This window comes from Flavobacterium sp. WG21 (genome assembly GCF_000335775.1).
GTDB classification, from domain to species: Bacteria; Bacteroidota; Bacteroidia; order Flavobacteriales; family Flavobacteriaceae; genus Flavobacterium; species Flavobacterium tructae.
This window is the reverse complement of sequence record NZ_AMYW01000030.1, coordinates 39,370-65,490: the sequence shown is the minus strand read 5'-3', so window position 1 is coordinate 65,490 and position 26,121 is coordinate 39,370. Positions and strand designations below refer to the sequence as shown.

Below are 26,121 nucleotides of genomic sequence, written 5' to 3'. Positions count from 1 at the left end.
TTTACATTCCCAACTCACCCGCTGCGCAAATGTCTCTGACTTTGCGCCATTTTAAACAAATGTAATTGAAAAGTAGATACTTTATAAAATCTCTGGCTTTAAAAATAACTTTCTTAGAATATTCCCCGCATGCAAAAAAAAATTCACAACAATAAATAAGAACTAAACGTAAAAAGTCGGGAGACTTTTATCCCGTTTATAATTTCTAAGGAACAAAAAAAACACAAAGTCAGAGACATTTGCGCAGCTTTTCATGAGAACACTTCGGAAAGCGGTACTTTTTGTTTTGGTTAATATTTTGATTGTTGATAAAAAAACTTCACATACTCTTTTTCTATTATTTTTAAATTAAAACAGGTAATTCTACGTGAATATAATTACTTGCGAATAAATAGCTTTGGTAAAAATCTTTATTTTCTTACTATTTATGGAAATCCGTAAATAACCTCAAATTTAAATTTGGATTTTAGCCATCTATTAACCATAAGCAACAAAAATGAAAAAATATTATCCTATTCTTTTATCAAAAGCAGGAGAACTTACTGCACTGTCTAAATTATCCCAAACTTCAAAAAATGATGTTACACCAGTTCTCCAAGTTTTATCAGAACACATATCCAAAATTGAATCTTTTCACTCTCATTGGAATTTTAGAGAAAATGAATTATTTCTAGACTTTTCGCTAGCTGAAGATTTAAGTATTCCTGTAATTAAAAAGCTTATTAGGGACTTACAGAACAACGGTGTTAATATAGTTCCTGTTGTACAAGAAAATAGCAATCAAAGATATTTAACATTAATTGAAAATCTTATTGATAATCTAGAAATTCAAAAAATTTGTATCCGCTTTTCAAATAATAGTGGAGGATTTCTAAATATCAACACATCAATTGAAAGTATGATTAATCAATTAGGTGTAAACAGTAATCAATTATCATTATTACTGGACTTTGGTTTTATAAGATCTACAAACCATACATTAATTGAAGGAGTTGCGGTAAATGTAATTAACTCGATTACTAATCGCCAAGATTATGAAAACATCATTGTCTCTTCAGGTTCATTTTTAGATAATTTAGGAAGCCTTAATCCACCTGGAAGAGTTTATCGATTGCCTAGGTACGAATGGCAATTATGGTCTATCTTACAAGCACAGCATAGCATTAAAGATACAATTAAATACAGTGATTATGGTACTAAACATCCTATTTATACCGAAGCTAATTTTCAAGGAAGTTGTAGCATAAAATATACAGTCATTGATGAATACGTGATATACCGTGGTGAGAAGTCCAGTAATCATATTGATGGTAATGGTCAGTATATCACTTTTGCAACTCAACTCGTAGCAAGTCATGATTACAGCGGAATAGTATTTTCTTGGGGAGATGAAAGAATTGATTTCTATGCTTCACAATTAATTAATGATCCAGACAGAAAAACAGGAAATGCGGGAAGTTGGGTAGAAATCTCGCAAAACCATCATATAACTCTATTAACATCTATTTTATAAGATTGTATTCTCCTCTATCCTTCTAAAGTGTTACTTTTGTAATTCCTAAACTACTATTAATATGAAAGACCCTTGTATTCGTGAATTGCTTAAAAATACTGAATTAAAGTATTACATTAACGATAACGATTCCAAAATTGTCGAAGAATTAAGTCTGCCAGTTGCAAAAGCTAGAATAGATATTGCTGTTATTAATGGTTCACTACATGGCTATGAAATAAAAAGTGCATCAGACACTTTACAAAGATTACCTTCACAAATAGAAGCTTATACAAAAGTTTTTGATTATTTATCAATCGTAACAGAAGAAAAATATGGTCAAAAAATTCTAGACTATGTCCCCGAATGGATTGGAATCCTTATTTGTAATGAAAAAAATGGCATTAAATCAATAAGCGAACTACGTAAGCCTATTAAAAATGAAAAAAGAGAATCAATGTATATTGCGAAACTTTTATGGAGAGAAGAATTAATGGAGTGCTTAGAAGAACGCAAAATAAAATTCCGAAAAAAAGATAGAAACTGGCTTTTATGTGAAGCTTTATCTTCTAATCTCGATACAGATTCAATTGCGGATATAGTAAGGAGTAAATTAAAGAAAAGAGAAACCTGGAAATAAAATTATATCTTAAATCCTTATCCAAATAAAGAGCCTCAAGTTTGGGGCTTTTTATTTGGACAACTGCAATGTTGTATTTTTAAAAATATCCCTATCCTAAGTATTAAATTATTTAATTCTATCGATAAAACTTGAAACTTTTTGCTCTCTACTACCATAATGAGTCATTCCCCCACTCTTCGATGTGTTCTTTTTTACGCAGCAAATGCCTCAGACTTTGCGCCATTTTAAACAAATATAATTGAAAAACAGAAACTTCATAAAGTCTCCGACTTTAAAAATAACTTTCTTAGAATACTTCCCTGAATGTAAAAAAGTCCATAGGAATAAATAAGAACTTAACGTGAAAAGTCGGGAGACTTTTATTCCGTTTATAATTTCTAAGGAACAAAAAAAAACGCAAAGTCAGAGACGTTTGCGCAGCTTTTCATGGGAACACATGGGAAAATGAGGATATCTTATTTCAACAACATCCTTTCGGTAATTGTTTTATTGGAGAGCGCATCAATTCCGGTCACTTCGGCATACTTTACATTGGGTAACCAGAAAGAACCTCCTTCAATGCGCACAAATATTTTTTCTACCTGTATTTTTTTCTGATTTACATTTGCAAAAACATGGTATTTTTGATCAGCCTCTATCTTCTTTAAGGTCAAGGCCAACTTTTTATACGACACAAATTTAAACTCAAACTCCTCATTTTCGAGAGTTTTAGTTTCTATTCCGTAGGCAAATTTGCGTTGTAAATAATTGAAATCTTTTTTTTCTCCTTTCTCAGCATATCGAATCCAATAGGCTTTTATAGGATTGCTTTTGTTTATTTTTCCATTTTCCTGGTAGTTTATGGCATAAATAGCGGTGTTTATATTGGGGTCCCGCTGAATATAGAATAGCATATTGTCTATATTCTTAGGCGTTGGGAAATTTAATGGCGATGGATTTTTGGATTGTGCCAATAGATTTCCTGAAATTATATGTACTACGATCGTTATAACGATCAGTGATTTTGTAAAGTCCTTAAAAGATAATTGATTCATAAAAAACATTTATATACTAATTTGATTCGACTACGTTCTGTTTTTTGTTTACTCTAAAAACCCAATATTTAATCAGTGGATAATTAAATCCGTAAGAGACAAAACTATCTGTGATTAATCTTCCAATTCTATAATCGATTTGAAATACTTTCTGAAAAATAAGGGTACCAAATGATTTTAAGGAAATACTCCCTAATACCACCAACGCAAACTTAAAAAGCTGACTGTTGATGCGGCTGCTATAACCCGATTGATTTTTAAACACCCAAAATCTATTGATGCTGAAATTGATAACCGCGCCAACGACTCCGGAGATCAGAATAGAAAAGGCAAAATGCAATTGAAATACTTCTGTCAATAAAATCATTAAGCCATAATCGGTAATGCCCCCTAAAAATGCCGCGACTTGTGCTTGCAGAAAAGTAAAAATGGATTTTTTACTGAACATATCAGTCCTGGTTTTTATCTCTTAAATCACCCAATTTTAAAAGCCTTACACTATCTATCGTATTAATTACAAACAATATAATAGTTATCAAGCCTGCCAAATAGGTGATTGATCCATGAAATAAAATTTCTATAATTAAAATTAAAGCAATAATAAATCGAAGTTCAGTTGGACCAACAAAACCGGAATCTATACTGTATTCATTTGTAATTTTATAGCGTAACTGACTGATGATGATAGACCAACCGTACAAGGCGACAAAAGCAAAGGCCACTATTTGTGTACCATTTTTAGCATAAATGTAGTAGCCAAAACCTATAAATACAATACCAATCCAATCGGCAATGATATCGAGTGCAAAACCATACCAACGGCGTGGAATATTTCTATAATAGGCCAATCTTCCATCTAAAGAATCGCCTAACCAATTTATAATCAATCCGAAAATAGCCAAAAGCAAATACCAATCGGTTAGGTAAGCCCCTAAAACAAAGGCTAAAAAAATCAATCCCGAGCCAAGTGTACCAATTAAAGTGAGTACGTTTGGCGAAATGAATTCAGGTACCTTTGGAAGTAAAAATACAATCGTTAACTGTTCTGCTTTTTTTAAAATATTAGTTCGCTTACGGTCTGAAAATGCTCTTTGTACAATTGCAGTATACTCTTCAACTTGTGTTTCTTTTCCCATTAATAACGCAATATTTGTAAGCCTGAGACTATCGCTAATTCCAGTTTAACCATTTTTAATTTTACTTTTCTTGGCGTATTTTTTAAAAAATCGGCAGTTCTTTTTAGCTTACCTGATCTAACCAGATAACTAAATGCAAGGACAAACAGCATATTACTTAACAATTCCCGCAAAACGTTGATAAAAAACCGTTGGGCTATTCTCGTTTTTAGGAGCGTATTTTCCTGCTATTATTGGAACATAAATAACTCTCCTTCTACTCTCTTCGCCACGAATAGTTGATTCTGCCACTCTGTGCCACAAACGGCCATCGTGAATAGTTAAATCTCCTGCTTCGGGATTGATGGAAACTTCCTCTGAATCGGCGTTATGATCCAAAAAGTATTTTTTACGAAAAAGCATTTGGTAAATACTTTGCTTATGAGTACCCGGAATGATTTTAAGACCTCCGTTTTCGGGTTTCAAAGTGCTTAAGTGAATGCCCACATTTAACATCGGGTTTAATTTTGCACCATAAAAAATATCTCTCAAACCATCTGTATGCCAGCCCATTTTAGTAAACTTACTTTCCGGCCCATTGATATAATGATTGAAAACCATTCCGTCTTTTTCTTCAGTGCCTAACCTTGCGTCATCGCCTGCTAATTGCAGTAAACTATTAAATCTTGGATCTAATAAAAGACCGCTTAAGGTTTGGTGGTGTTGATTGATAAAAGCAAAACGCTGTACAATAGGAGAACCATCCAAATCCTTTCCATATTTAATTGGAACACCATTTATCTTTTTAAGATCATTGTCAATCCATTTTTGCTGTACTTGTTTTGAGGCATCGATAATTGATGAAACCGTTTCCGGATTTATAAATTTTTTGAAATGGATAAAGCCATATTCGTTAAAAAAATCAATTTGCTCAGCAGTTAATTGTTCTGTAAGGGTAAAGGTTTTATAAGAAGATACCATGATAAATATATTTAATAAATGAAATAATAGTGTTTGTAATTTTATCTAAAAGATTAGCGACAGCAACAACAGCGACACATTCGCATGTTGTTTACTTGCATTCGTTCTTTCGGAAAACTAAACATATTTCTTTTATTAGACATACTCTATAGAATTAATAGATATTAAAACGAAGATAATAATATTTTATCTTTTGCAAAGCATATTTTCTTACTTTTTTTGAAAAAAAATTAAATTTTATAAATTCCTGCGGCCGTTTTTTCGATAAATCCCTTTGGCAGCAAGCGGTTGGCGTAAACCGAAATGACATTTGTAAAGCCCGGAATAACCTCTGATTTTTTGCTGAACATGGCTTTTACGGCAATTTTTGCAACTTCGCCAGGCTGCATATTGAACTTTTCAGCCATTTTGTTAAAAGGATTTAAACCGGCTCTTGCAGCAAAACCGGTATCAACCGGACCCGGACTAAAACAAGTTACTGAAATTGAAGTTTGAGCAAGTTCGAAACGCAAGGCACGGGTAAACGATAAAACAAAAGCCTTTGTAGCGGAATAAACAGCCAATGTAGGTACCGCCTGGTAGGCAGCAGTACTCGATATATTTAAAATGCAGGCTTGTTTTTCCTGTGAAAGTATGGGTACTAATAAATGCGAAAGTTCTACAATTACATTCATGTTAAGCTGCATCATGCCAAGCTGATCCGTCAGCGAAGACTCACTAAAATTGCCCCACACGCCATAACCGGCATTGTTAACTAAAATGCCAACGGGATAATTATTCATTTTTACCCAATTGGCAACTGTTAGCGATGCACCAGTCAATGAAAGATCAATTGCCAAAATTGGAGCGTTGATACCGTATGTGACCTGAAGATCATCAGATAGTGCTTTTAATTCCGCTTCTCCTCTTGCCACTAACAATAGCGGATAACCATGTTTAGCCAATTCATAAACAATCGATTTTCCAATGCCTTTGCTGGCACCAGTTACTAACGCATACGGTTTATTTTTTTCGCTCATTTTATTCATTTAATTTTCAAATATAAAAATTAATTATTCCCAACGGATTAATTCTTACCTATTAACTCATAAGATAACGAATACAATCCCCACTTTCTCAACAACTATTCTTTTGATATTCTACCAACTTTTAAGGAAACCATTTGCATTTTAAAAATAGGTATAGGCTGTTCAATTGTAACTCCAACGGCTTCACAAAAAAAAGGAAGATATCGAATACCTTCCTTTTTTACATGTTATTTTTTTTAATAACCTAAAGATGTTTTCTAACATAGTTGATAATATCCTTAATTATCTCGTCTACGGCATTTGCTTCAGGACTAAATTTGCTTCCGTCAAAATATCTGGCATCAGTACCATTTCCTGTTGGAGAGCAATGATGTACATCAATAGAGTTTCTCCAAAATTCAGCATGATTTTTCCACTCTTCCTTATTGACCAAAGCGGGTTCTGTAAACCAAAGATTCCATGACAAGGTATTTCCCGGCTGAAGCATATTTCCTGAACCAATATTAAAAGCTTTCATGATTAATTGATTAAAATCATCAACTACTTTATCTTTTGTCAGCTTAATATCTCCAATTTCAACAGCAAGATAAGCGGTGGCAAATGCTTTACCTTCATGTAATGCAAACGGAGGATTTTCAAATTCAGGATTTAATCCGTGGATCACTTCAAAGATGGGCTGATCAGGATCATTTTGCTTGTGTGTAGTAACTCTTATGGCATTATCTTTATTTAATGGAAATTTTGGAAAACTATATTCCAATAGCGGCCAAATCTCTTTTATCTTATCGCCTTGTTGTTCATTAGGTGTTAGCCAAATTTTACCTTCAACTGTCATGTCTATGGCGACCTCTTTTGTTACTTCGTTAACCCAACCTCTTTGTCCGGTAACCGTAACCTCAACATTGATACAAATTTCATCTTTAAGCCAGACTCCCTGTTGAGGGCAGATAACAGAATATACCCGACCTTCATCAGTATAACCGGCTCTGGAAATGTAAGGTGCAAATTGCTGGTAACATCTTCTCTTGTTAGGACTGTCTTTTTGGGTTTCCCAACTAAACTCAGGCCACTTTACACCAAGTTGACGTTGTAAAAAACTAATATTATCCATATTACTCAACATCGGTAATGAGGAAAGATCCCGGGTTGGATATAACATAGGTGAACCTGCTGGCGGGAATCCACCAACCCATCCTAATGGAATGGGTGAATTTTCATTGTTTTGCATGATTTGTCGATTATTAGGGTTTAAGTAATAAATCTAGTACAAAATATAATCTTACAGCTACGTAGAATTACCCGTTTTATTTTTAATACACTATTTTAAATTATCAAAAAAAAGTCAGGATGGATACAAGGTATTTAATCCTCCCATCCATCATAAAAAAGTCTAAGTAATTACCAAAAACAAAGTGAGGCTGCTCCAATTACGGAACAGCCTCGAATATTTTGCAAAGAACGCCTTAATTCAACTTCTAATATAGATAGTTCAGAGCAGTAATGTCATTACTATTGAAAGCTCCTGTTTCATTTGAGCTGAAACATGCTCTCATGTATGAAGTTGAATCGTATCCTGTAGGAGTTCCCGGGATATGAATTGCTCCAACACCAGCAGCTCCTTCGTTTGAATTTTGTCCACAGCTTTGACGGCTAAAATAGTCTGTATGACGTAAACCAATACAGTGACCAATTTCGTGCGCTGCTACGTGTGCGTTTACATTTACAGAATAAGTGTCTAATCCAGAATACAATGTAACTGAGTTATAAGGATTTCCTCCAGTAGGGAATCCGGCTACTCCACCGGCACCTCCGGATTGTCTTCTTACTACTATGTTTGCACCTGTAGTACTTGATCCGAAAGTTAGTGTAAAGTTAATCGTCAATCCTAAACTATTGTATCTGTTTACTGCTGCACGTAATCCCGCTTGCATATTAGCAGAAAGAGCTGTTGTACCTGTTCCGGTTAATCCAACAATTTTAATAGTTTTTGGAGCAGCTACTAAATTAGTAGTACGGTATTGCTCTGAAGTGATACCTCCATGAAGATCCATTTGTTTCAATTGTGCATCAGTGATGATGATATCCCCTTCAACCAGGTAAGCATCTTCAGTGGTACCGTCTAATTTGGTATTTTTAATTACCTGAACATCATTAGTGTTCAATGCAAGTGAGTTAATTTTATCTAACACATCTTGTGATACTGTTAGAGCTTCTTTGTTTGGTTGAGTTACCTCATCCTCTTTATTACAAGACAATAGCGATAGCGCTATACACGACAAAAGTAAGGTTGTTTTAATTGTTTTCATTTAAAAGTGTTTTGGTTAGTTAAATAAGTTGATATTTTTAGGGTCTTTACAAAATATTACTACTTTATTGTCAAAACTACATAGATTTAGTATTAAAATACTTATAAAAACAATAATTTAACAAATTAAATGTATTTTGTTAAATTATTTTCCTGTTTTTTATGCGGTAATCGCATAAAATTCACTATGAGCCCAATAAAAACAAGCAATCGATTACAAATCAACGTATTACTCTAAAACAAATCCTTCAAAATTATTAATTTTAGATTTCGTATACTTCGCGGGTGAAAACGAATCTGATAAACTTTCAACAGCTTTGAAATACAACTGAAAACTCTTAAAAGTGGACTTAACCTTCTAAAATCACGAATTCCGAACGAAATAAAAAGGAATAAAATTTTTACAAATATTTTGATAACTTTGATTTTTTAGCGGCGATATTTAATTCAATTAGAAGTGTTTAAAAAAGATTTCTATCTTAAACTAAAAAGTAATATATCGCTAAAAAAGGCGGTTTTGTCAAAATATTGATCAAAATGGCTGCAATTGCCCTAACACCTACAATAAATGAAGATAAAAATTACGTTTTTCCTTTTTATAGTAACGACAATCTGTTTGTCGCAAAACTCCAAAAAATGGGAACAATACTTAAAGAAAGAAAGTGATGGAACATTTGAAAAATACTCTCTTACCCCTATAGAAAATGCACATCGCAATCAGTATACTATTGTAAAAAAATTAGATGCTACCTATTGTATTGTTGAAAATAAAAGTTCAAAATACAATCGATCGTTGAAAGAGATACTTCCCGTTAATAATTTATGGAAATTGCCTTCAGATTTTTCAAATCATCAAGAACGCAAAAAATACATCATAGCCACTAATGCTATTGAATCATTGCTTGCCGATTTGAAGCTGACGAACATTTCTACTATTAAAATACTTAATGATCATCTTGTAATCCTGGAAAGTGATTCCAAAACAATTCTTGATAAGATTATTCCCTTGAGCAGCGTCACTGCTGTTTCACAAGAAGCGCTTCAACCTGAAAGCGAATCAAAAATAACGGATCAAAATTTCACTATTAATGCTGTAAATAAAGCGCTTATTAATTTCCCTCTTCTCACAGGCGAAAATCAAATTGCCTCTATCAAGGATGACCTTTTTGATCTAAAAGATGTCGATCTCTTCCATAAACATATTCCTTCCTCAACACAATCTTCTACCGTATCCAGCCACGCAACTGCCATGGCCACTATAGTTTCGGGATTGGGGAATAGCTCTGTTTTAGGAAAAGGGGTCGCCATAAAAGCAAAATTGCAATCGTCTGACTTTTTAAATATCTATCCAGACGAAATAGCAACTTTACAAGGGGCCACCACTCAAAATCATTCTTATGGTACAGTGATTGAGAATTTTTATGGTTCACTCGCAAATGCTTACGACAATCAATTGGCCTTAAATCCTGACTTGACTCATTGTTTTTCATCCGGTAATAAAGGATTAGAAGGCTATAAATCTATCACCGGTAATTTTAAACAATCTAAAAACAGCATTGCCTTTGGCTGTGTAGATCAGAATGAAGTCATCCTATCTTTTTCGTCTAAGGGTCCTGCTTATGATGGGAGAATAAAACCGGAATTAGTCGCTTACAGCTCTCAAGGGACATCAAATTCTACTGCATTGGCCACAGGGATTATCACTCTTATGAAGCAACAGTATAAAACGATACATAATACTGCTTTGTCTAATGCCTTAACCAAAGCCATTCTAATTAATAGTGCAAAAGATTTGGGTAACGCCGGTCCTGATTTCACCTATGGTTATGGCAACATCAATGCTGATAAATGTCTGAAAACGATTAGTGAAAACAGATTTATAACCGATAAATTGGCTTCCGGTCAAACGAACTCACATACCATTACAGTTCCTGCTAATGCGAAAAACTTAAAAATAACATTAGTCTGGAACGACTTACCCGCAGCGATCAACAGCGCTATAAGTTTGGTAAACGATTTAGATCTCGAAGTTCTTTCGGCCGATTCTACTACTTTTTTACCCTGGGTTCTGAATCCTGAAAATCCTCAGCAACCTGCCACTAAAGGAAAAGACAAACTGAATACTATCGAGCAGGTATCGGTTGAAAATCCTACATCCGGATCCTATACTATTACTGTTACTGGCGCGTACGTCTCAAATGCTTCTCAGGATTACAGTATCGCCTATGAATATGAAACGGAAAATCGTTTTGAATGGAATTATCCAGTTGCTAATGATAATTTCCCTTATGATGGGAAAATAATTTCTCCTTTCAAATGGAGTTCTTCCTTTCCCGGTACCTCTGGTCAATTATCGATCAGTTATAATAATGGTCAAACCTGGGAAATTATAGCAAATAGTATCAATTTAGATAATGAGCAGTTTACGTACACACCTGCAGAGAAAAAATTCTCGAAAGCTAAACTAAAAATGACCATTGGCAATACAGATTATGTTTCGGATCCCTTTACGGTTTCTTATGATTTAAACATTAGAACCAGTTTAGTATGCGATGGCACAACAGAAATTAATTGGGACAAACCTGCGGATGTTGCTTCGTTTAAAATTTATCAACTGACCAATGATCGTTTAGAGTTTAAAGAACAGATAACGAACAACAATTATGCCTATACTGACGGGAAGATTTATACGGTTACTCCTGTGATAAATGATAGCGAAGGAATAAAAAGTGAATCGACCTTACAGTACGATCAAAACTCAAATTGCTACTTTGAATTGACTTTGGCTGAAGTTTTCGAGGAGAACCAAATAAAGGTCAGCGCCAGTGTTTTTAGCTTGTACAACATCAAAAGAATAGATTTAGTGAAGATTAATAATTCAGCCGAAAGTGTGATCAGTACTCTAAACGACATCCAATCAAAAACATTTTCTTTTCTGGATACAACACCAGTAAAAGGCAGTAATAAATATAAAATCAATATACTATTAGGGAGCAATACTACCGTAAGTTCCCAAATTATTGACGCTAACTATTTAGGTGATGATTTGTTTTTGATTTACCCAACATTATTAAGTAAAAATGAAGAATTAAATATTGAAGCCAAAAAAGAGGAAGCTGCTACTTTTTATCTCTACAATGTTAGCGGACAAAATATTATTACTTCTTCGTTTCTTTCTAAAATCAATAGTATCAATTTGAAAAATACGCCATCAGGAATTTATCTTTACAAAATAATAACAAGTTCCGGCGGGGTACAAACCGGAAAGATTGCGGTTTTTTAAACTACTTCCTTATAATCTATGATGCTTTTTTACATTTGATAGTCAAACCCGACAGGTTTTAAATGTTTCTATGTCTAAGATTTTTTTTCGCACGCAGATCTTACAGATTGCTTCGCCTGTTCGCTATCGCTCGAGTCTGCAGATTTTCGAATCTTTTTAATCCGCTAATCTGTGGCAATTACTTTTCAAAACACCCAACTGGTAATAATTATTCATTTGAAGCTATTTCCTTTCTACCTCATTATCAAAATAAAAAAGCCATTCAAAATGGAGATTTTCCATCGAAAGGCTTTTCGTCTATACAAAAAACTAATTTAACTACAATTCAGTAATTTCGAGAACAACGCTGGTTTCGACCTTAGACGAAGAAACACGTAAACCAACATTCATTAAATAATCTCCCGTAAAGGATTCTCCGGATTCTTCGACTGATTTCTTTGCCTCCGGCATTAGGTTTATTTCTTCTACTTTATAAGTTTTATTTGGATCTAAACCTTGAAAACGAACCGGATTATATTGCGGATCATAAAGTGGATGAAGCGTGTAGGAGAACAAAACCGCTTTACTTTTCGACTCGTTCACATACATCAATACCGCACGGCTTTCCTCATAAGGAGAAATCATTCGATACAGGTCGCCGTGCCAAATTACCGGACTCAATCGTTTATAATTAACTACGGCTTCCTGGCAATATTTCAATTCTTTTTCTTTCAGTTCTTTTACATTAATATCAAAACCTAATTTACCCATCATTGCCACATCAGTCTTGAATTTGATGGATTGATTTCCCCAGGAAGTTACATGGTTACAAATTGAGAAGGCCGGAAAAAACTGCGAATATCCCCATTGTATGAATACTCTGTTGAAAGGATCGGTATTGTCGCTTGCCCAAAACTCTGTAAAATATTGAAGTAATCCGTAATCGGTTCTGCCTCCTCCTCCGGCACAAAGCATCATGGGTAAATTTGGATATTTCGTTTTAATGCGGTCCAAAACTTTATACAAACCTCTGGTGTATTCAATAAACAAATGTGACTGCTGATTTTTCAGATAGGCAGAATAAGCATTAGTCATCATTCTGTTGCAATCCCATTTAAAGAAAGCTACCCCCTGTTTTGTCTGCATAATATCGTCTACTGTTTTGAATACGAAATCCTGCACTTGCGGATTACATAAATCTAAAACCAATTGGGTACGGTAATAACTTTCCGGTCGATTAGGCAATTTTAATACCCAATCCGGATGTTTCTCGTACAATTCACTTTTCGGATTCACCATTTCGGGTTCGATCCAAATTCCGAACTTTATTCCCGTTTTCTCAGCCTCCTGCATCAGGAAACCAATACCATTTGGCAGCTTTGTTTTAGTAGCCTGCCAATCTCCAAGCCCTGATTTATCACCGCTTCTTGGATATTTATTTCCAAACCAGCCATCATCCAGCAAGAACATGTCAACACCCAACGTTTTGGAATCGGCAAACATGTCGGTCAATTTCTTTTCATCAAAATTGAAGAAAGTTGTTTCCCAATTGTTCAATAAGGTCAGACGGGATTTTTCTCCATCTTTCACTCCGTATTTTTTGGCCCATGAATGCAGGTTTCTACTGGCCTGTCCTTTTCCTTTATTCGAAAAAGTATAAATAAAAGACGGCGTTGTGAATACTTTTCCCGGCTGAAGATTATACTCAGAAGCAAACGGATTGATTCCGGAGCTGATTCGAAGCGAATTTTTATTGTCCAATTCAAAAGCAAACTTAAAATTTCCGGACCAGGCAATCGTTCCCGCCACAAGTTCACCCGAATTTTCATTGGCTTTAGCATTTAGAGACAGAAAGAAAACCGGTGTTTGATACATATTTGTACGGACCCCTAATTTCGAATCAATTACTTTGGTACCACTCGTTAACTCACTTTCCTGCATGCGAGTTTCTTTGGCCCAGTCTCCGTGAAATTGAGTCAGCCAATAATGATCGGCATCAAAATGTAACATTGATGACGCATAATTGTATAAGATAACCGATTTCTTTTCATGGTGTACAATTTCAGTCCATTGTTCTATTGTATTCTCGTTATAAAAAGCCTTATAATGCAGTGTAACTTCTACCGGATATACAGGATCTTTAAGTTTGATACTAGTTTCGGTAGTGTTACCATCTAATTTTTGCGTACTATGGCTTACATAGTTTAATTCCAGAGAGGGATTACCGTCATTATGAGTCATTCGAATTGCGGGTTCAAACAAATTCTCTGTTCCAAAAGTCGGGTAAGCCTGATGTCTTAAATTAACCAGCGGATTTCCGTCGTTAACCACAAATGTTTTGGTACTCTCTTTCGAAACCGCATTGTATCCTGAATTATCTCTTAGTTTCGTCCCTAAATAAGACTGATAAAGCAAACCGTTCTTTCCTACCTTTAAAATCAAAGCCGTATTTTGAGTTTCGATCTGAATTTGTTCCTCCTGTGCATTAACTTTACAAAACAGAAATGTAAAGACTAATAGAAATAGTATTTTTTTCATAAAAAGGGTTCGATAATAGTAAATGGTTGGTTTGTGGTATTCTTTATTTTATTCCTTTAATCTAAAGTGAGTTTCAAAAGTATAACAATCAAGCATCCGTACACACCGGTACCTACCAGTTTGTTCTGATCTATTCCAAAAAGCGTTTTTCTTAAACAACATTATACCTATAATTATAATACTATATTACCCTGTTTTTATTCTATAAAAGACCATTACTATTAATTAAAGTAAAAAATCTAATGAAATATCATTTTATATTCTTCGAAGCAAAACCTATATTTCTCCTAACTCAAAAAGCGAATTTTTCAAAGCCCGAAAAGAACCTCACAACAACGGTATTTTTAATCTTTTAACTTTACTATTTCCGGTCCTTTTTGTATTGTAGGTAACCTCAACTTTTTTCCTCACTGTTGAACAATCTGATCGGTTTTATTTTCTTAAAACGTAAAAAATCCTTCATCGCAAACCAATCTTAACTTTTTAACACCTAATCCTATATTACCCACTTTACTTTTCCTGTTTATCGCTGCTTTCTAAGCATCCTCAAAAAAACCGGTAGGAACTGCTTCCTTAAAGAATAGAACATTTATACTTTTGGACTAAACAATAGCTATAAAACTGTACTCTATAAATAATGAAAATTACCGCCAGTAGAAAAAAGATGACATCGAAAATTACCGAACAGTTGTTAATTCAGGACAAAAAGCAACTACGTCTTTAAAACAAAACCAATAAAAAATTTATCTAAAAACAACACAAACAAATACTACTAATACGATAAATAACAAGCTGCTGGCGGTAATTATTCAACATCCATAAAAAACAATTCTAATGAAGAGATTCTTTGAGAAAAAACAAAAACACATTCTATTCGTCCTTGTCGCTTTTTGCTTTGTAGCAGGCAAAGCATTTTCGCAGGAAGACCGTCGCTGGCAAATCAATCCGGACAGAACTATTTCCTGGCAGATCAGTAACAATATTCCGCATGACGATCATATCGAAATGAGTGGCAAGAAGATTTCGGCCGTTCTAAGGTATGGCGTTGCAGCGGATGGTTCGTTCCATGCTACCCGCAGCTTGGTATGGCCCATGCTCAGAACCATCCCTAATAATACTCATGCCAGTTTAACACGAAGGTTTGCACAGGACGGTTTTAATTTGGTAACTGTAAACTACAAACCGATTGTGGCAGAAAAAGTGACTTCACTAACTCTGGACGGAACATTGCTCGTTAAAAGTAAAGTCGGCAATACTCTGGAATTGACCCGACAATTTTTTCCGTCGACAACTTTAGCCGGTTATTTTGAAATATATACCCTTAAAAACATATCTGAAAAAACCTGTGTCGTAGAAATTCCAAAATCGAATACCGTTTATATCACAGATCCGTCAAAAGGAACAGAAGGCAGTTATGCTGTACATGTTGACCTCTCTAATTCCGGGAATTTTAATCTTAAGACCAATGAAGTAGTTAGTTTTTCTGTTTTCTATTCGGGTGTCAAAACAAACGAGCAGATTCCTGTTGTAAATGCCGAAGAAGAAAAAGAAAAACGTACCCAATTTATTAATCAAATATGGAGTAAACTGATCTTAGAAACACCGGATCCCGTTTTGAATACGGAATTTGCCTTTGCTAAAATCAGAGCTTCCGAAAGTATTTTTGAAACCAAAGGCGGTCCTATGCACGGCCCTGGAGGAGAATCTTACTATGCTGCTATCTGGGCCAATGATCAGGCTGAATATATAGGTCCGTTTTTTCCTTTTTTAGGATATGAATATGGCAATCAGGCTTCCTTAAATGCTTATTTGCAATTTGCAAAATTTATGAACAAAGAATACCAACCTATTCCGAGTTCGATTGTAGCCGAAGGAACTGATATTTGGGCCGGAGCCGGTGATCGTGGCGACGGAGCAATGATTGCTTATGGAGCTTCGCGTTATGCTCTTTCAAGAGGAAATACAAATGAAGCCAAACAATTATGGCCCCTGATCGAATGGTGTCTGGAGTATTGCCATAGAAAATTAAATTCTGATGGTATCGTAACATCCGATTCTGATGAACTTGAAGGCCGTCTTCCTGCCGGAAAAGCCAATTTAAACACCTCTTCCTTATATTATGATGCTTTGAATTCTGCTGTTTATTTGGGTAAAGCTTTAGGAAAAAATAAAGCACAGCTTAAAGCTTACAAAGCAGAGGCCGAAAAATTAAAAGCAGCGATTGAGAAGTATTTCGGAGCTAAAGTCGAAGGCTTTGAAACCTACAAATACTACAAAGAAAATGATATTCTAAGAGCCTGGATCTGTACCCCGCTCGCGATGGGCATGTACGATAGAAAGGAAGGAACTATAAACGCCCTATTCTCACCAAGGTTATGGACAAAAGACGGTCTTGCCAGTATTGCGGGTGACAAAATTTTCTGGGACCGTTCGACTTTGTATGCGCTAAGAGGCGTTCTCGCCGCTGGTGAAACAGACAAAGCACTGGATTTTCTGCATTACTATTCGAACCGTCGTTTATTAGGTGATCACGTTCCCTACCCAGTAGAAGCCTATCCCGAAGGTGATCAGCGTCATCTTTCGGCAGAAAGCGGATTGTATTGCCGAATTTTCACCGAAGGATTGTTTGGTATCCGACCTACAGCTCTGAACTCGTTTGACTTCACTCCACGTCTTCCTAAATCCTGGCCCATGATGAAATTGCGCCACATCAATGCATTTGAACATGATTTTGATATTACAGTGGAAAGAGTCGATAAAAAACTAAAAATAACAATCTCTGAAGGCAAAAAAGTAATCGTTAAGAAAATTATCAAAGACGGAAGTACAGTCAATATCAATCTTCAATAAAGTAAACTCCAAATTACAAACGACTTCTTATTTTACAAAAACTTTGATGTACCGATCAGATTTCAACTGCTGGTTTTTAGTTCTAATTAATGTTTTGCTATTTAATGTCAGGTATTCATTCTGCCTGAATTGCAAAACATTAATTAGAATTGATGCATCAAAGTATATGAACATCAAAAGAGAAACCCTACCATCTTGTGTTTTTTCTAAATTATTTACAAAAAAATTAACAAGCTAACCCGACAAATAAAAATATCTTTGTCATCGACTATGACAAAAAAGTTTTACATATTGCTATTCGTTACACTTGGTTTCCTGATGGGACCAACGTTTACGTATGCACATGGAACAAAAAAAGAAATGTCATGTTGCAAAAAAGAATCTGCAGCAAAAGATTGTTGCAGCAAAAAAGATTCGAAAGACAAAAAACATGGCTGTGATAAGAGCTGCATGGGGAATTCCTGTACGCCAACCAGTAGCTGTGGTTTTTCGCCAATGACAATCTTTCAGGTAGAAAACCATTCTCTTTTTGGTTTTTCTGAGAAAAAACAAACTTACTTTTATTCAGAAATCTTTATTTCTTCAGATTTCCGTTCGATCTGGCTTCCCCCTAAAATAAGCTAGATTTCTTTTGTGACGGCCAAAGGTCTGTCTTATCCAAAAGTCTTTTTTAAGGCTTTAATTCAAAACTATTTTTTAATCTTAATCTATTGTCAGAGATAGCTGTATTTGCTATAGTTTCTGCTTTGCTTTAGGATTAATTCATCCAAAAAAAATTACATACAATGAACTCAATAACAAAATTATTGATGGCAATGTCTCTATTGCTATCAGTTACTTTCGTCAGCGCTCAAATTAAAAATAAAACCACTGAAAAAGTAAAAGTAAACGGTAACTGCAGCATGTGCAAAAAAGTGATCGAAACTGCCGCAAACGTTAATAAAGAAGCCAAAGTAATCTGGAACGAAGACACCAAAATCGCTACTATTACTTACGATGCTCAAAAAACGAATCTTGATGCCATTCTAAAACGCATCGCTGATGCCGGATACGATAATGAAAAATTTAAGGCTCCAAATGCGGTTTATGACGAACTACACGGATGCTGTCAATACGACAGAGAACCAAGCGATAAAAAACAAAGTACTTCATCGTCGCATCATTAAAAACCATTTTGTTCGTAACCTTTTTATTTAAAACCAATTGCGAGCAAACATAAAAAAAGAAATCATGTTCAAAATAAAAAATATAATCACACTATTCACCCTTGTAGCAGCTGTTTCTATGACAAATGCACAAATAAAAGTGGGAGATAGTTTTCCGTATGTTCAGCTTCAAAATAATAAGAATACTACAACCAAACTAAATTCTTTTAAAGGAAAAACGGTTTTAGTAGACTTCTGGGCATCCTGGTGTGCTCCTTGTCGACTGGCCAACAAAAAACTGGTTAAAATGTACAATCAATATAAAGATCAGAATTTTGAAATCGTTGGAATATCAATCGATAACGACAAAACAAAATGGTTGAAAGCCATTGAAAAAGACAAAATGAAACACCAGCAATTAATTGATCCAAAAGGCTTTGAAGCCAAAACAGCTCTGACTTTCGGAGTTGAAGCGCTGCCTTCTGCTTTTCTTTTTGATGCATCAGGAAAACTAGTTGCCATCAATCCAACAGAAGCTCAAATAATTGCTCAAATTAAAAAAAACAAAAAATAAGATGAAAACTCTAAATATAAAATTCATAGCTCTTACACTTATTCTATTATTAACGGGTGTAAACTCCTATTCTCAGATTACAAAAGCCGAAATAATTGCAACAGGATTAACCTGTTCGATGTGCTCGAATGCCATAAACAAACAGTTAAAAGCTTTTACAGAAGTAGACAGTATCAGTACCGATTTAAATACCAATACGTTTACCGTTTATTTTAAAAAAGACAATTCATTGGAGCCTAAAGTCCTGAAAAAAGCAGTTGAAAAAGCCGGTTTTTTTGTTGGGTCACTAGTTTTAACAGCAAAATTTCATGTAGACAAAATTGAGGACAATACCACTCTTAAAATCGATGATGCTACTTACACTTTTATCGATATTAAAAAACCTGTAGCACATGCCGAAGGGAAGTACAGAGTTTTAGACAAAGGTTTTGTAACGCAGAAAGAGTATAAAAAACTGCTTAAGTCGTACTCAAAATATCCTGATTACGCGACGGAAAATGAGAATGATTACTATTTAAAAGCCCTTTAAAAATGAGATATTTATCCATAATCTTCTTATTCCTTGTTTCTTATCAAATTGAAGCACAAGAATTATTTGTAGTAACCGAACCTGCCAGTAATGCTCCGGCGGGTTCTATCGGAGTTCGTGTTGGACAATCCTTAATGGAAAAGAAACTCGAAAGCGGTTCCATGTATAATTTAACCCCGGAAGTTACCTGGGGTATCAATAAAAACCTGATGGTTCGTACCTCAGCTTTTTTAAGCAATCAGGACAATGGACTGGGCCTTAAAGGCGGTGGATTTTATGCCAAGTATCGATTCTTTTCGGCAGATGATTTACAAAGTCATTTCAGGATGGCTGCCTTTGGACGATACAGTTACAATAACTCTTACTTTAATCAGGAAGCTATAGATCTGGCAAACGGAAATTCAGGCTACGAAGCTGGTTTGGTTGCCACACAGTTGCTTCATAAAGTAGCTATAAGTTCTTCCGTAAGCTATGTGCGTGCTCTTAACAATGCCGATTACAGCTTTCCGGATATGCTGGGTAAAAATGCCATAAATTATACCTTCTCTGTGGGTAAATTAATGCATCCTAAAAAATACACCAGTTACAAACAGACGAACATTAATGCAATGTTGGAGTTTACCGGACAAACCATTACCGAAAATGGCAGATCGTACCTGGATGTAGTTCCTTCGATTCAGTTTATCATCAACAGTCAGGCGAGAATTGACTTAGCTTACAAAAAAGAGTTGTACAGCTCTATGCAGCGTATGGCAACCGATGGTATTTTTCTGAAACTGGAATATACTTTTTTCAATGTAACGAAGTAAATAAATCCCATTACAACCGGAACAAATCGTTCTGATTAAACCTATAAAATGAAAAAAATAATTTATTTATTATTCCTGTTCTTTGCTTTTGCAAAAGTTCAGGCGCAGATCATAAATCCTGTGAAATGGGAAGCTTCGATCGAGAAAAAATCCAACTCGGAATATCAACTTTCTTTTAAAGGAGCTATTGAAAAAGACTGGCATGTCTATTCGCAATTCACTCCCGAAGATGGTCCGCTTCCGGCTGAATTCCTTTTTCATGATTCCAAAAACAATTATGAACTTATTGGAAAAGCAACCGAAAGTGAAACCCACCGAAAGTTTAATGAAATCTTTGGTGTAGATGAAATTTTCTTTTCGGACAAAGCTGTGTTTACTCAATTAATCAAGCAGACCAATCCGAAAAAAGAAGTCATACAGGTAGAGCTTTCTTATCAGGTATGTAAAGAGAATTGTATTAGCGAAACCAAGTACTTTGAATTCAATCTCAAAACGCTTGAAGCGAAAGAAATTCAGGCAGCTGACATTACAAACGACAAAACGGAGAAAACAACACCAAATTCCACTATAGAAAAACAACCGGAATCTGAAAAAACGGATTCCAGTTTGTACATGATTTTTATTATTGCGTTCTTATCCGGTTTTGCCGCACTGCTTACCCCTTGTGTGTTTCCGATGATTCCCATGACGGTAAGTTTCTTTACCAAACAAAGTAAAACGAAAGCTAAAGGAATTAAAAATGCTATTATTTATGGCATTTCAATCATCCTAATCTATGTATTTCTGGGATCGGTAATTACACTTATTTTTGGTGCAGATGCCTTAAACGCCTTATCTACCAATGTCTGGTTTAATATTATCTTTTTTATCTTACTGATTGTGTTCGCAGCCTCTTTCCTAGGTGCATTCGAAATCATGTTACCCAATTCATGGGCCAATAAAGTAGATCAGCAGGCAGATAAAGGCGGAATCATTGGAATTGTATTTATGGCATTGGCTTTGGCCATTGTTTCTTTTTCCTGCACGGGACCCATTATAGGAACTCTACTGGTTGAAGCAGCTTCTAAAGGCGGAATTGCACCGATTGTGGGCATGTTAGGTTTCTCATCGGCTTTGGCATTGCCTTTTATGCTTTTTGCCATGTTCCCGGGCTGGTTAAATACATTGCCAAAATCTGGTGGCTGGCTCAATACCGTAAAAGTGTTTCTGGGCTTTCTGGAATTGGCTTTAGCCTTTAAATTTTTATCTAATGCCGATTTAGTGCTACAGCTGCACTGGTTTGAAAGAGAAATCTTCCTGGCCATTTGGATCGCTATATTTGGTACGCTGGCTTTCTATTTATTCGGAAAAATAACCTTGCCGCATGATTCTCCAACGTCATCCATTTCGGTGGGCCGTTTAGGAGTTGGATTAATCGTATTGACATTTACCATTTATCTGATCCCCGGATTGTGGGGTGCTCCCTTGAAATTAATTAGTGGTTTCCCTCCTCCAATGACGTATAGCGAATCTCCTTATGGCGTGGGTGGGGCTGGAAAAAATACCTCATCAGTTGAGAAAGCATTACCAGTCGGAGCACACAAAGGCCCTCATGACATCATGGCTTTCACGGATTATGAAAAAGGGCTTGCCTACGCCAAAAGTGTAAACAAACCTATTCTTTTAGATTTTACGGGATTTGCCTGTGTGAATTGCCGAAAAATGGAAGATTATGTATGGTCTGATCCTCGTATTTTATCCATCTTAAACAATGATGTCGTTTTAATTTCTTTATATGTTGACGACAAAAGAGAATTACCTCTTGAAGAACAATATGTCTCTAAAGAAACGGGGAAAAAGATCACAACCATTGGAAATAAATGGAGCGATTTTCAAATTACCCGTTACAAAGCAAATGCGCAGCCGTACTATATTTTATTAGATACGAAAGAGCAAAAGCTGAGCAAACCTACTGGATATACTCCTGACATCACTGAATATGAGCAATGGCTGAAATCCGGTATTGCTAAGTTTCAAAAATAAAAATACCATTTTTTACATCTGTGCATTTTTTAAACGTTGTGCACAATCGTGGTCCGATTACGACCACAACAAAGGGAGATATTCAGGTATCTCCTTTTTTTATTATTACAGATCATCAAACTCTGAAACAGAAATTTTATGACAATTTCCCTCGCGAAGCTATAGTGCACGAACACATTTTAAAATCATAATTATTAAATTTTTATGCTTCAATATTAATATTATTTTCGATACTTTAGCTTTGATGCAGATTGATAAATTAACAGTTTTGATAAACTCTAAGGATTCCTGTTACTCCCTTTTATCTCTGTCAAAAGAACAAATTTTTAACTTCTAAAAAATAAATATGGAACAAAGGCATATCAGAAATAGGCTTTACATCAGCCCGGAAGAGCAGGAATTAATAAAAAATACTCCGATATTATTAGGCGGAGCAGGTATCGGAAGTGCTATTGCTGAATGTTTATTGCGATTAGGTTTTGAAACCCTGACCATCATCGATGGTGATGTTGTCGAATTGTCCAATTTAAACCGACAAAATTATACCGAACACAATATTGCACAACCCAAAGTAGAGGCACTTAAAGAACGATTACTGGCTATCAACAGTCAGGCAAAAATCACGATTCACAATTGTTTTTTAACACCCGAGAATGTTGGCGATTACATTACCGATCATAAAATTGCTATTAACGCTCTGGATTTTACTTCTGATGTTCCTCTTTTGTTCGATTCCATTTGTCAGCAAAAAAACATTCCGGTTTTACATCCTTACAACCTCGGATGGGGCGCATTGGTCTTAGTCATTTCCGATGATGAAGGTTTAGAAGTTTTAAAGAAACCAGATGAAAAATTTAGCGAAGTGAATGTAGTTGACTATGTTTTAGAATACATGAGATACTGGGAAAATCCACAAAAATGGCTGGAAGAAATTCTGGACAAATACAAAAAAGAAAACAAAAACCTGTCTCCTCCCCAACTCCCTATTGCCTCATGGCTGGTAGCGGGAATGTGCACCCACATTGCATTTGATATTGCCACCAACGCCCCCGTAAAAACATTCCCGGAGTTTTATTTGACTTCGCTTAAATAAGGAATTTAAAAGATTTCATCTCTGAAAAAATAAAGCTGCCGATTAGGGCAGCTTTATAAAATCTTAAAACATATTTTATTTCTTGTCCAGTTTTATCCATTCGTGAAAGGTTCCTTCACCTCCCACTCCTTTGATGAAGTACTTATTTCCCTCTTTTTTTATTAAATAAGTAGGATCTAATTTTATACATCGATCATCATTTCCATTGTAATATAATTCCAAAACATTATTTTCTTCTATTCCCTTATAATCCCCTTCGCAAATTGACTGCCCATAAAAGGAATCTAACTTTAATGAAATTTTATCCTCGCTTATTATAAAATTGTATGTTGAATGCCCCGTGCCTTCGGTTGTTAATTCCTCCTCAACAGTTGCCGAAAAATTACCCTGATAATTTTCATCAATTGCTTTAAGGTTTTTTAATTTGTAGGGCAACAACAATTCCGTATATAAATCAATTCCCTCTTTGGTTATTTTATTTGTTAAAAGCTTTTTTAGAAAAACCCATTTATTATTTTCATGAATATAAAAATAAGTACAGGCATTCTCTTTTAAATCAAAATCTCCTGATCCGTCCTTGTAGTATTTTGAGACCGCCTCTTTAGGTAAGAAACTAGCAACAATGTAATACTCATTTAATTTCTGTTTTAAAATTTGACTTACTTTATCATTTATCTCTTTTGAAGTTTCAGAGCTTCTATCGATATTTTTAAATTCCGAAAAAAAACCTTTCTTATTATAAACAGACCAATAATCCTGAATCAAGCTTGATTTCCCAATGTAATTCACATCAAAAAAACCCAAATCTTCAAGATCAAAAAAATAAACAGGGAACGTTGGACTATGATCCTGAAGATAATACCCATTTACCTTGTATTTTTCTTCTAAAAAATTGACAGGCGCAACTTTGAAATCAGATTCTCCATTATTAGACAATCCTTTTTTATCGAGTTTTTCGCTCTTTACCTCATTCTTACTGGAAACAGTTTTAGATTCTTGCTTACAACTAATTAATATCACTCCTAATAGCAAAGCCAATAGTTTTGTACAATTTCGCATATTCTATAATTAAACTATCTTTTTATCAATTAAAATTTTGCCTCTCACTTACCTTATTAACAGTATTTATAATTTTTTCCAACGAAAAATATTCCTTTTTAATTTTCTTATCATATTTAATTTCTGGCTGAGTTGTTTTACCTTTAAAGAAAATAACCGGCAAAAATTTCTGATTTTCAGGAACTAAAACATTTCCATCAATTTCTATATTATTAGCAACAGACGAAAGCAATTTATGATCAGAAACAACTATTTCTGAAATATCCCATGGATATCCATGAAAATAATTATTTGGTCTCTCCTTGTCAATTAAAATTGGAGTGAAATAAAGAAGAGGCTCCAATTTTTTATTTTTAATGTCATAAAAAGCATAGTCGACCCCATCTTCCTCTCCTAAAGATCTAAACAATTCCAATATATGATCCTTGTCCAGATTAATGAAAAATTTATAATTAATACTACCATAAAACTCGTTGACTAAGAATAATTTATAATTGGAAGTAATCCAATATTCTATATTTATATCTCTTTTTGAATCATATACTGTACAAATGAAATCTTTCTTTGAGTCATTATCAAAATCAATAGTTTCTGTAACAATATTTTCATATACATCAGGAATTAGACCTCTTAATTCTTTACTTATTACAACTTCCTGTGGTTTAATTAATTTAAGTTCATTTCTAACTTTTTCATTTTCTTTATCTTTACAGGAAAACATGAAGAAAGACAGAAATAGGCATATCATTATTTTCATTTTTTTTATCTTTTTTCTCAAAAATAGTAATTTAAAATTCTACTCCTTAGTCAGTCTAATAAAGCACTGGGAGTTTATAAATAACACTGTTTTTCAATTTATATGAAAAAACAAAAGCTACCTGCTAGAGGTAGCTTTTAGATCCAATAGATTTAAAGTTTATCATACTCTATTCATCACCTATTTCTGGAAAACAATCCACTTTTTCCTTTTTTAAATCAACTTCAATAATTTTTTCTTTTACCAAGTCGAATTTAAATGCCTTGAGCACTTTTTCATATTTCCCTGATGCTGTTATTTTATTGATTACAACCCCAAAATATTGATCTTTTTTATTATTGTAACAAGTAAAGGATAAACATTTATTCCCCTCCATCTCATATTGGTTCATATCCTTATTTATTGCTTTACCAATACTTAATATATCTATTACTTTCCATTTGTCAATTTTCTCTTTTTTTAAAAGGATTTTTAATAAATTTCCTTGATTATTAATATTTAATACTCCAAAGTCTTTCATTCTAATTACATTTTCATCCTTTATTGTTTCCCTCTCTAAATTCAAGATACTTTGATATCTCCTATCTTCTGTTAAGGTTGAATCAATTAAAAAAATCAGGGTATTCTTGTTCAAATTTATATTTACCGCTACCATAATTAGCATATATTCCTGCTATGTTTAAATCTGAATCATTAAGTAGCTCACCTATTTTAAAATCTCCGTTTTTCTTATTATTTGATTTCAAAGATTCTGCTAAGCTATCCTTTTTTAGAGTATGATATTTATCAGAAGATTCTGTATATTCTTTTTCATTTTTTTTACCACAGGATAATAATATGACAACGATAAATAAAACTATTTTTTTCATATATTTTGATTATTTA

General features: G+C 34.4%; 23 protein-coding genes. 11 read left to right on the top strand and 12 right to left on the bottom strand.

Features of this window, described 5'->3' with window-relative positions; genetic code table 11:
- Positions 1 to 496 precede the first annotated feature (496 nt).
- Together C245_RS0118315 and C245_RS0118310 are read left to right on the top strand one after the other, a co-directional pair.
- Positions 497 to 1,513, top strand: a complete 1,017-nt coding sequence (locus tag C245_RS0118315) for a beta family protein (RefSeq protein ID WP_017498068.1) — start codon at positions 497 to 499, stop codon at positions 1,511 to 1,513.
- Between the two features lie 61 nt (positions 1,514 to 1,574).
- The gene (locus C245_RS0118310; protein WP_017498067.1) at positions 1,575 to 2,132 is read left to right on the top strand and encodes a sce7726 family protein; all 558 of its coding nucleotides are present in this window, start codon (positions 1,575 to 1,577) and stop codon (positions 2,130 to 2,132) included.
- 458 nt (positions 2,133 to 2,590) lie between these two features.
- Here C245_RS0118310 and C245_RS0118305 read toward each other — a convergent pair whose 3' ends face one another.
- The 7 genes from C245_RS0118305 to C245_RS0118270 all read right to left on the bottom strand — a co-directional run bounded on the left by C245_RS0118305 (position 2,591) and on the right by C245_RS0118270 (position 8,599).
- Positions 2,591 to 3,169: a DUF4833 domain-containing protein gene (locus tag C245_RS0118305; RefSeq protein WP_017498066.1), complete on the bottom strand. Its 579-nt coding sequence runs from the start codon at positions 3,167 to 3,169 to the stop codon at positions 2,591 to 2,593.
- 16 nt (positions 3,170 to 3,185) lie between these two features.
- Positions 3,186 to 3,617 carry a GtrA family protein gene (locus C245_RS0118300; RefSeq protein WP_017498065.1) on the bottom strand — a complete coding sequence of 144 codons (432 nt, stop codon included), beginning with the start codon at positions 3,615 to 3,617 and terminating at the stop codon, positions 3,186 to 3,188.
- A 1-nt stretch (position 3,618) separates the two neighbouring features.
- Positions 3,619 to 4,305, bottom strand: coding sequence for a CDP-alcohol phosphatidyltransferase family protein (locus tag C245_RS0118295; protein ID WP_017498064.1), 687 nt, complete (start codon positions 4,303 to 4,305; stop codon positions 3,619 to 3,621).
- Positions 4,306 to 4,458: 153 nt separating this feature from the next.
- On the bottom strand, positions 4,459 to 5,265 hold the full coding sequence (locus C245_RS0118285; RefSeq protein ID WP_017498062.1) for a phytanoyl-CoA dioxygenase family protein: 807 nt from the start codon (positions 5,263 to 5,265) through the stop codon (positions 4,459 to 4,461).
- Between the two features lie 230 nt (positions 5,266 to 5,495).
- Positions 5,496 to 6,284, bottom strand: coding sequence for an SDR family oxidoreductase (locus C245_RS0118280; protein WP_017498061.1), 789 nt, complete (start codon positions 6,282 to 6,284; stop codon positions 5,496 to 5,498).
- A 253-nt stretch (positions 6,285 to 6,537) separates the two neighbouring features.
- A complete protein-coding gene (locus C245_RS0118275; RefSeq protein ID WP_017498060.1) occupies positions 6,538 to 7,521 on the bottom strand; it encodes a hypothetical protein in 984 nt (327 codons plus the stop codon).
- Positions 7,522 to 7,768: 247 nt separating this feature from the next.
- Positions 7,769 to 8,599 carry a M57 family metalloprotease gene (locus C245_RS0118270; RefSeq protein ID WP_026110146.1) on the bottom strand — a complete coding sequence of 277 codons (831 nt, stop codon included), beginning with the start codon at positions 8,597 to 8,599 and terminating at the stop codon, positions 7,769 to 7,771.
- A gap of 567 nt (positions 8,600 to 9,166) precedes the next feature.
- On the opposite strand from C245_RS0118270, the gene C245_RS0118265 reads away from it, so the two are divergent.
- On the top strand, positions 9,167 to 11,881 hold the full coding sequence (locus tag C245_RS0118265) for a S8 family serine peptidase (RefSeq protein ID WP_026110145.1): 2,715 nt from the start codon (positions 9,167 to 9,169) through the stop codon (positions 11,879 to 11,881).
- Positions 11,882 to 12,199: 318 nt separating this feature from the next.
- Here C245_RS0118265 and C245_RS0118260 read toward each other — a convergent pair whose 3' ends face one another.
- Positions 12,200 to 14,398, bottom strand: coding sequence for an alpha-galactosidase (locus C245_RS0118260; protein WP_017498057.1), 2,199 nt, complete (start codon positions 14,396 to 14,398; stop codon positions 12,200 to 12,202).
- A gap of 834 nt (positions 14,399 to 15,232) precedes the next feature.
- Here C245_RS0118260 and C245_RS0118255 point away from each other — a divergent pair.
- From C245_RS0118255 to C245_RS0118210, 8 genes are all read left to right on the top strand, one after another.
- Complete coding sequence (locus C245_RS0118255) at positions 15,233 to 17,248, top strand: hypothetical protein (RefSeq protein ID WP_017498056.1); 2,016 nt, start codon at positions 15,233 to 15,235, stop codon at positions 17,246 to 17,248.
- A 270-nt stretch (positions 17,249 to 17,518) separates the two neighbouring features.
- A complete protein-coding gene (locus C245_RS24285; RefSeq protein WP_157495907.1) occupies positions 17,519 to 17,872 on the top strand; it encodes a hypothetical protein in 354 nt (117 codons plus the stop codon).
- Between the two features lie 161 nt (positions 17,873 to 18,033).
- Positions 18,034 to 18,414, top strand: coding sequence for a hypothetical protein (locus tag C245_RS0118240; protein ID WP_017498053.1), 381 nt, complete (start codon positions 18,034 to 18,036; stop codon positions 18,412 to 18,414).
- A gap of 64 nt (positions 18,415 to 18,478) precedes the next feature.
- Positions 18,479 to 18,967, top strand: a complete 489-nt coding sequence (locus C245_RS0118235) for a TlpA disulfide reductase family protein (protein ID WP_232424385.1) — start codon at positions 18,479 to 18,481, stop codon at positions 18,965 to 18,967.
- Between the two features lies 1 nt (position 18,968).
- Positions 18,969 to 19,496, top strand: a complete 528-nt coding sequence (locus C245_RS0118230) for a heavy-metal-associated domain-containing protein (RefSeq protein ID WP_123923531.1) — start codon at positions 18,969 to 18,971, stop codon at positions 19,494 to 19,496.
- A gap of 2 nt (positions 19,497 to 19,498) precedes the next feature.
- Positions 19,499 to 20,305, top strand: a complete 807-nt coding sequence (locus C245_RS0118225; RefSeq protein WP_017498050.1) for a hypothetical protein — start codon at positions 19,499 to 19,501, stop codon at positions 20,303 to 20,305.
- Positions 20,306 to 20,353: 48 nt separating this feature from the next.
- Positions 20,354 to 22,327 carry a thioredoxin family protein gene (locus C245_RS0118220; protein WP_017498049.1) on the top strand — a complete coding sequence of 658 codons (1,974 nt, stop codon included), beginning with the start codon at positions 20,354 to 20,356 and terminating at the stop codon, positions 22,325 to 22,327.
- Positions 22,328 to 22,673: 346 nt separating this feature from the next.
- Positions 22,674 to 23,420, top strand: coding sequence for a ThiF family adenylyltransferase (locus C245_RS0118210; protein WP_017498047.1), 747 nt, complete (start codon positions 22,674 to 22,676; stop codon positions 23,418 to 23,420).
- A gap of 75 nt (positions 23,421 to 23,495) precedes the next feature.
- On the opposite strand, the gene C245_RS0118200 is transcribed toward C245_RS0118210, so the two are convergent.
- From C245_RS0118200 to C245_RS0118185, 4 genes are all read right to left on the bottom strand, one after another.
- Positions 23,496 to 24,479 carry a hypothetical protein gene (locus tag C245_RS0118200; protein WP_017498045.1) on the bottom strand — a complete coding sequence of 328 codons (984 nt, stop codon included), beginning with the start codon at positions 24,477 to 24,479 and terminating at the stop codon, positions 23,496 to 23,498.
- Positions 24,480 to 24,504: 25 nt separating this feature from the next.
- Positions 24,505 to 25,236, bottom strand: coding sequence for a hypothetical protein (locus C245_RS0118195; RefSeq protein WP_157495906.1), 732 nt, complete (start codon positions 25,234 to 25,236; stop codon positions 24,505 to 24,507).
- 169 nt (positions 25,237 to 25,405) lie between these two features.
- Entirely contained in the window at positions 25,406 to 25,870 is a 465-nt protein-coding gene (locus C245_RS0118190; RefSeq protein ID WP_157495905.1) for a hypothetical protein, read from the bottom strand.
- Positions 25,839 to 26,105 carry a hypothetical protein gene (locus C245_RS0118185; RefSeq protein WP_017498042.1) on the bottom strand — a complete coding sequence of 89 codons (267 nt, stop codon included), beginning with the start codon at positions 26,103 to 26,105 and terminating at the stop codon, positions 25,839 to 25,841. The genes C245_RS0118190 and C245_RS0118185 overlap by 32 nt, the downstream gene beginning before the upstream one ends.
- Positions 26,106 to 26,121: the final 16 nt, after the last annotated feature.

What these genes read in the sequence shown, in the direction of transcription:
- C245_RS0118220 (WP_017498049.1), top strand. Translation starts at nt 20,354, where the DNA reads ATGAAAAAAATAATTTATTTATTATTCCTGTTCTTTGCTTTTGCAAAA.
- C245_RS0118285 (WP_017498062.1), bottom strand. Translation starts at nt 5,265, where the DNA reads ATGGTATCTTCTTATAAAACCTTTACCCTTACAGAACAATTAACTGCT.
- C245_RS0118255 (WP_017498056.1), top strand. Translation starts at nt 15,233, where the DNA reads ATGAAGAGATTCTTTGAGAAAAAACAAAAACACATTCTATTCGTCCTT.
- C245_RS0118200 (WP_017498045.1), bottom strand. Translation starts at nt 24,479, where the DNA reads ATGCGAAATTGTACAAAACTATTGGCTTTGCTATTAGGAGTGATATTA.
- C245_RS24285 (WP_157495907.1), top strand. Translation starts at nt 17,519, where the DNA reads ATGACAAAAAAGTTTTACATATTGCTATTCGTTACACTTGGTTTCCTG.
- C245_RS0118240 (WP_017498053.1), top strand. Translation starts at nt 18,034, where the DNA reads ATGAACTCAATAACAAAATTATTGATGGCAATGTCTCTATTGCTATCA.
- C245_RS0118230 (WP_123923531.1), top strand. Translation starts at nt 18,969, where the DNA reads ATGAAAACTCTAAATATAAAATTCATAGCTCTTACACTTATTCTATTA.
- C245_RS0118310 (WP_017498067.1), top strand. Translation starts at nt 1,575, where the DNA reads ATGAAAGACCCTTGTATTCGTGAATTGCTTAAAAATACTGAATTAAAG.
- C245_RS0118210 (WP_017498047.1), top strand. Translation starts at nt 22,674, where the DNA reads ATGGAACAAAGGCATATCAGAAATAGGCTTTACATCAGCCCGGAAGAG.
- C245_RS0118195 (WP_157495906.1), bottom strand. Translation starts at nt 25,236, where the DNA reads ATGAAAATAATGATATGCCTATTTCTGTCTTTCTTCATGTTTTCCTGT.
- C245_RS0118225 (WP_017498050.1), top strand. Translation starts at nt 19,499, where the DNA reads ATGAGATATTTATCCATAATCTTCTTATTCCTTGTTTCTTATCAAATT.
- C245_RS0118275 (WP_017498060.1), bottom strand. Translation starts at nt 7,521, where the DNA reads ATGCAAAACAATGAAAATTCACCCATTCCATTAGGATGGGTTGGTGGA.
- C245_RS0118270 (WP_026110146.1), bottom strand. Translation starts at nt 8,599, where the DNA reads ATGAAAACAATTAAAACAACCTTACTTTTGTCGTGTATAGCGCTATCG.
- C245_RS0118260 (WP_017498057.1), bottom strand. Translation starts at nt 14,398, where the DNA reads ATGAAAAAAATACTATTTCTATTAGTCTTTACATTTCTGTTTTGTAAA.
- C245_RS0118315 (WP_017498068.1), top strand. Translation starts at nt 497, where the DNA reads ATGAAAAAATATTATCCTATTCTTTTATCAAAAGCAGGAGAACTTACT.
- C245_RS0118280 (WP_017498061.1), bottom strand. Translation starts at nt 6,284, where the DNA reads ATGAGCGAAAAAAATAAACCGTATGCGTTAGTAACTGGTGCCAGCAAA.
- C245_RS0118185 (WP_017498042.1), bottom strand. Translation starts at nt 26,105, where the DNA reads ATGAAAAAAATAGTTTTATTTATCGTTGTCATATTATTATCCTGTGGT.
- C245_RS0118295 (WP_017498064.1), bottom strand. Translation starts at nt 4,305, where the DNA reads ATGGGAAAAGAAACACAAGTTGAAGAGTATACTGCAATTGTACAAAGA.
- C245_RS0118265 (WP_026110145.1), top strand. Translation starts at nt 9,167, where the DNA reads ATGAAGATAAAAATTACGTTTTTCCTTTTTATAGTAACGACAATCTGT.
- C245_RS0118300 (WP_017498065.1), bottom strand. Translation starts at nt 3,617, where the DNA reads ATGTTCAGTAAAAAATCCATTTTTACTTTTCTGCAAGCACAAGTCGCG.
- C245_RS0118235 (WP_232424385.1), top strand. Translation starts at nt 18,479, where the DNA reads ATGTTCAAAATAAAAAATATAATCACACTATTCACCCTTGTAGCAGCT.
- C245_RS0118305 (WP_017498066.1), bottom strand. Translation starts at nt 3,169, where the DNA reads ATGAATCAATTATCTTTTAAGGACTTTACAAAATCACTGATCGTTATA.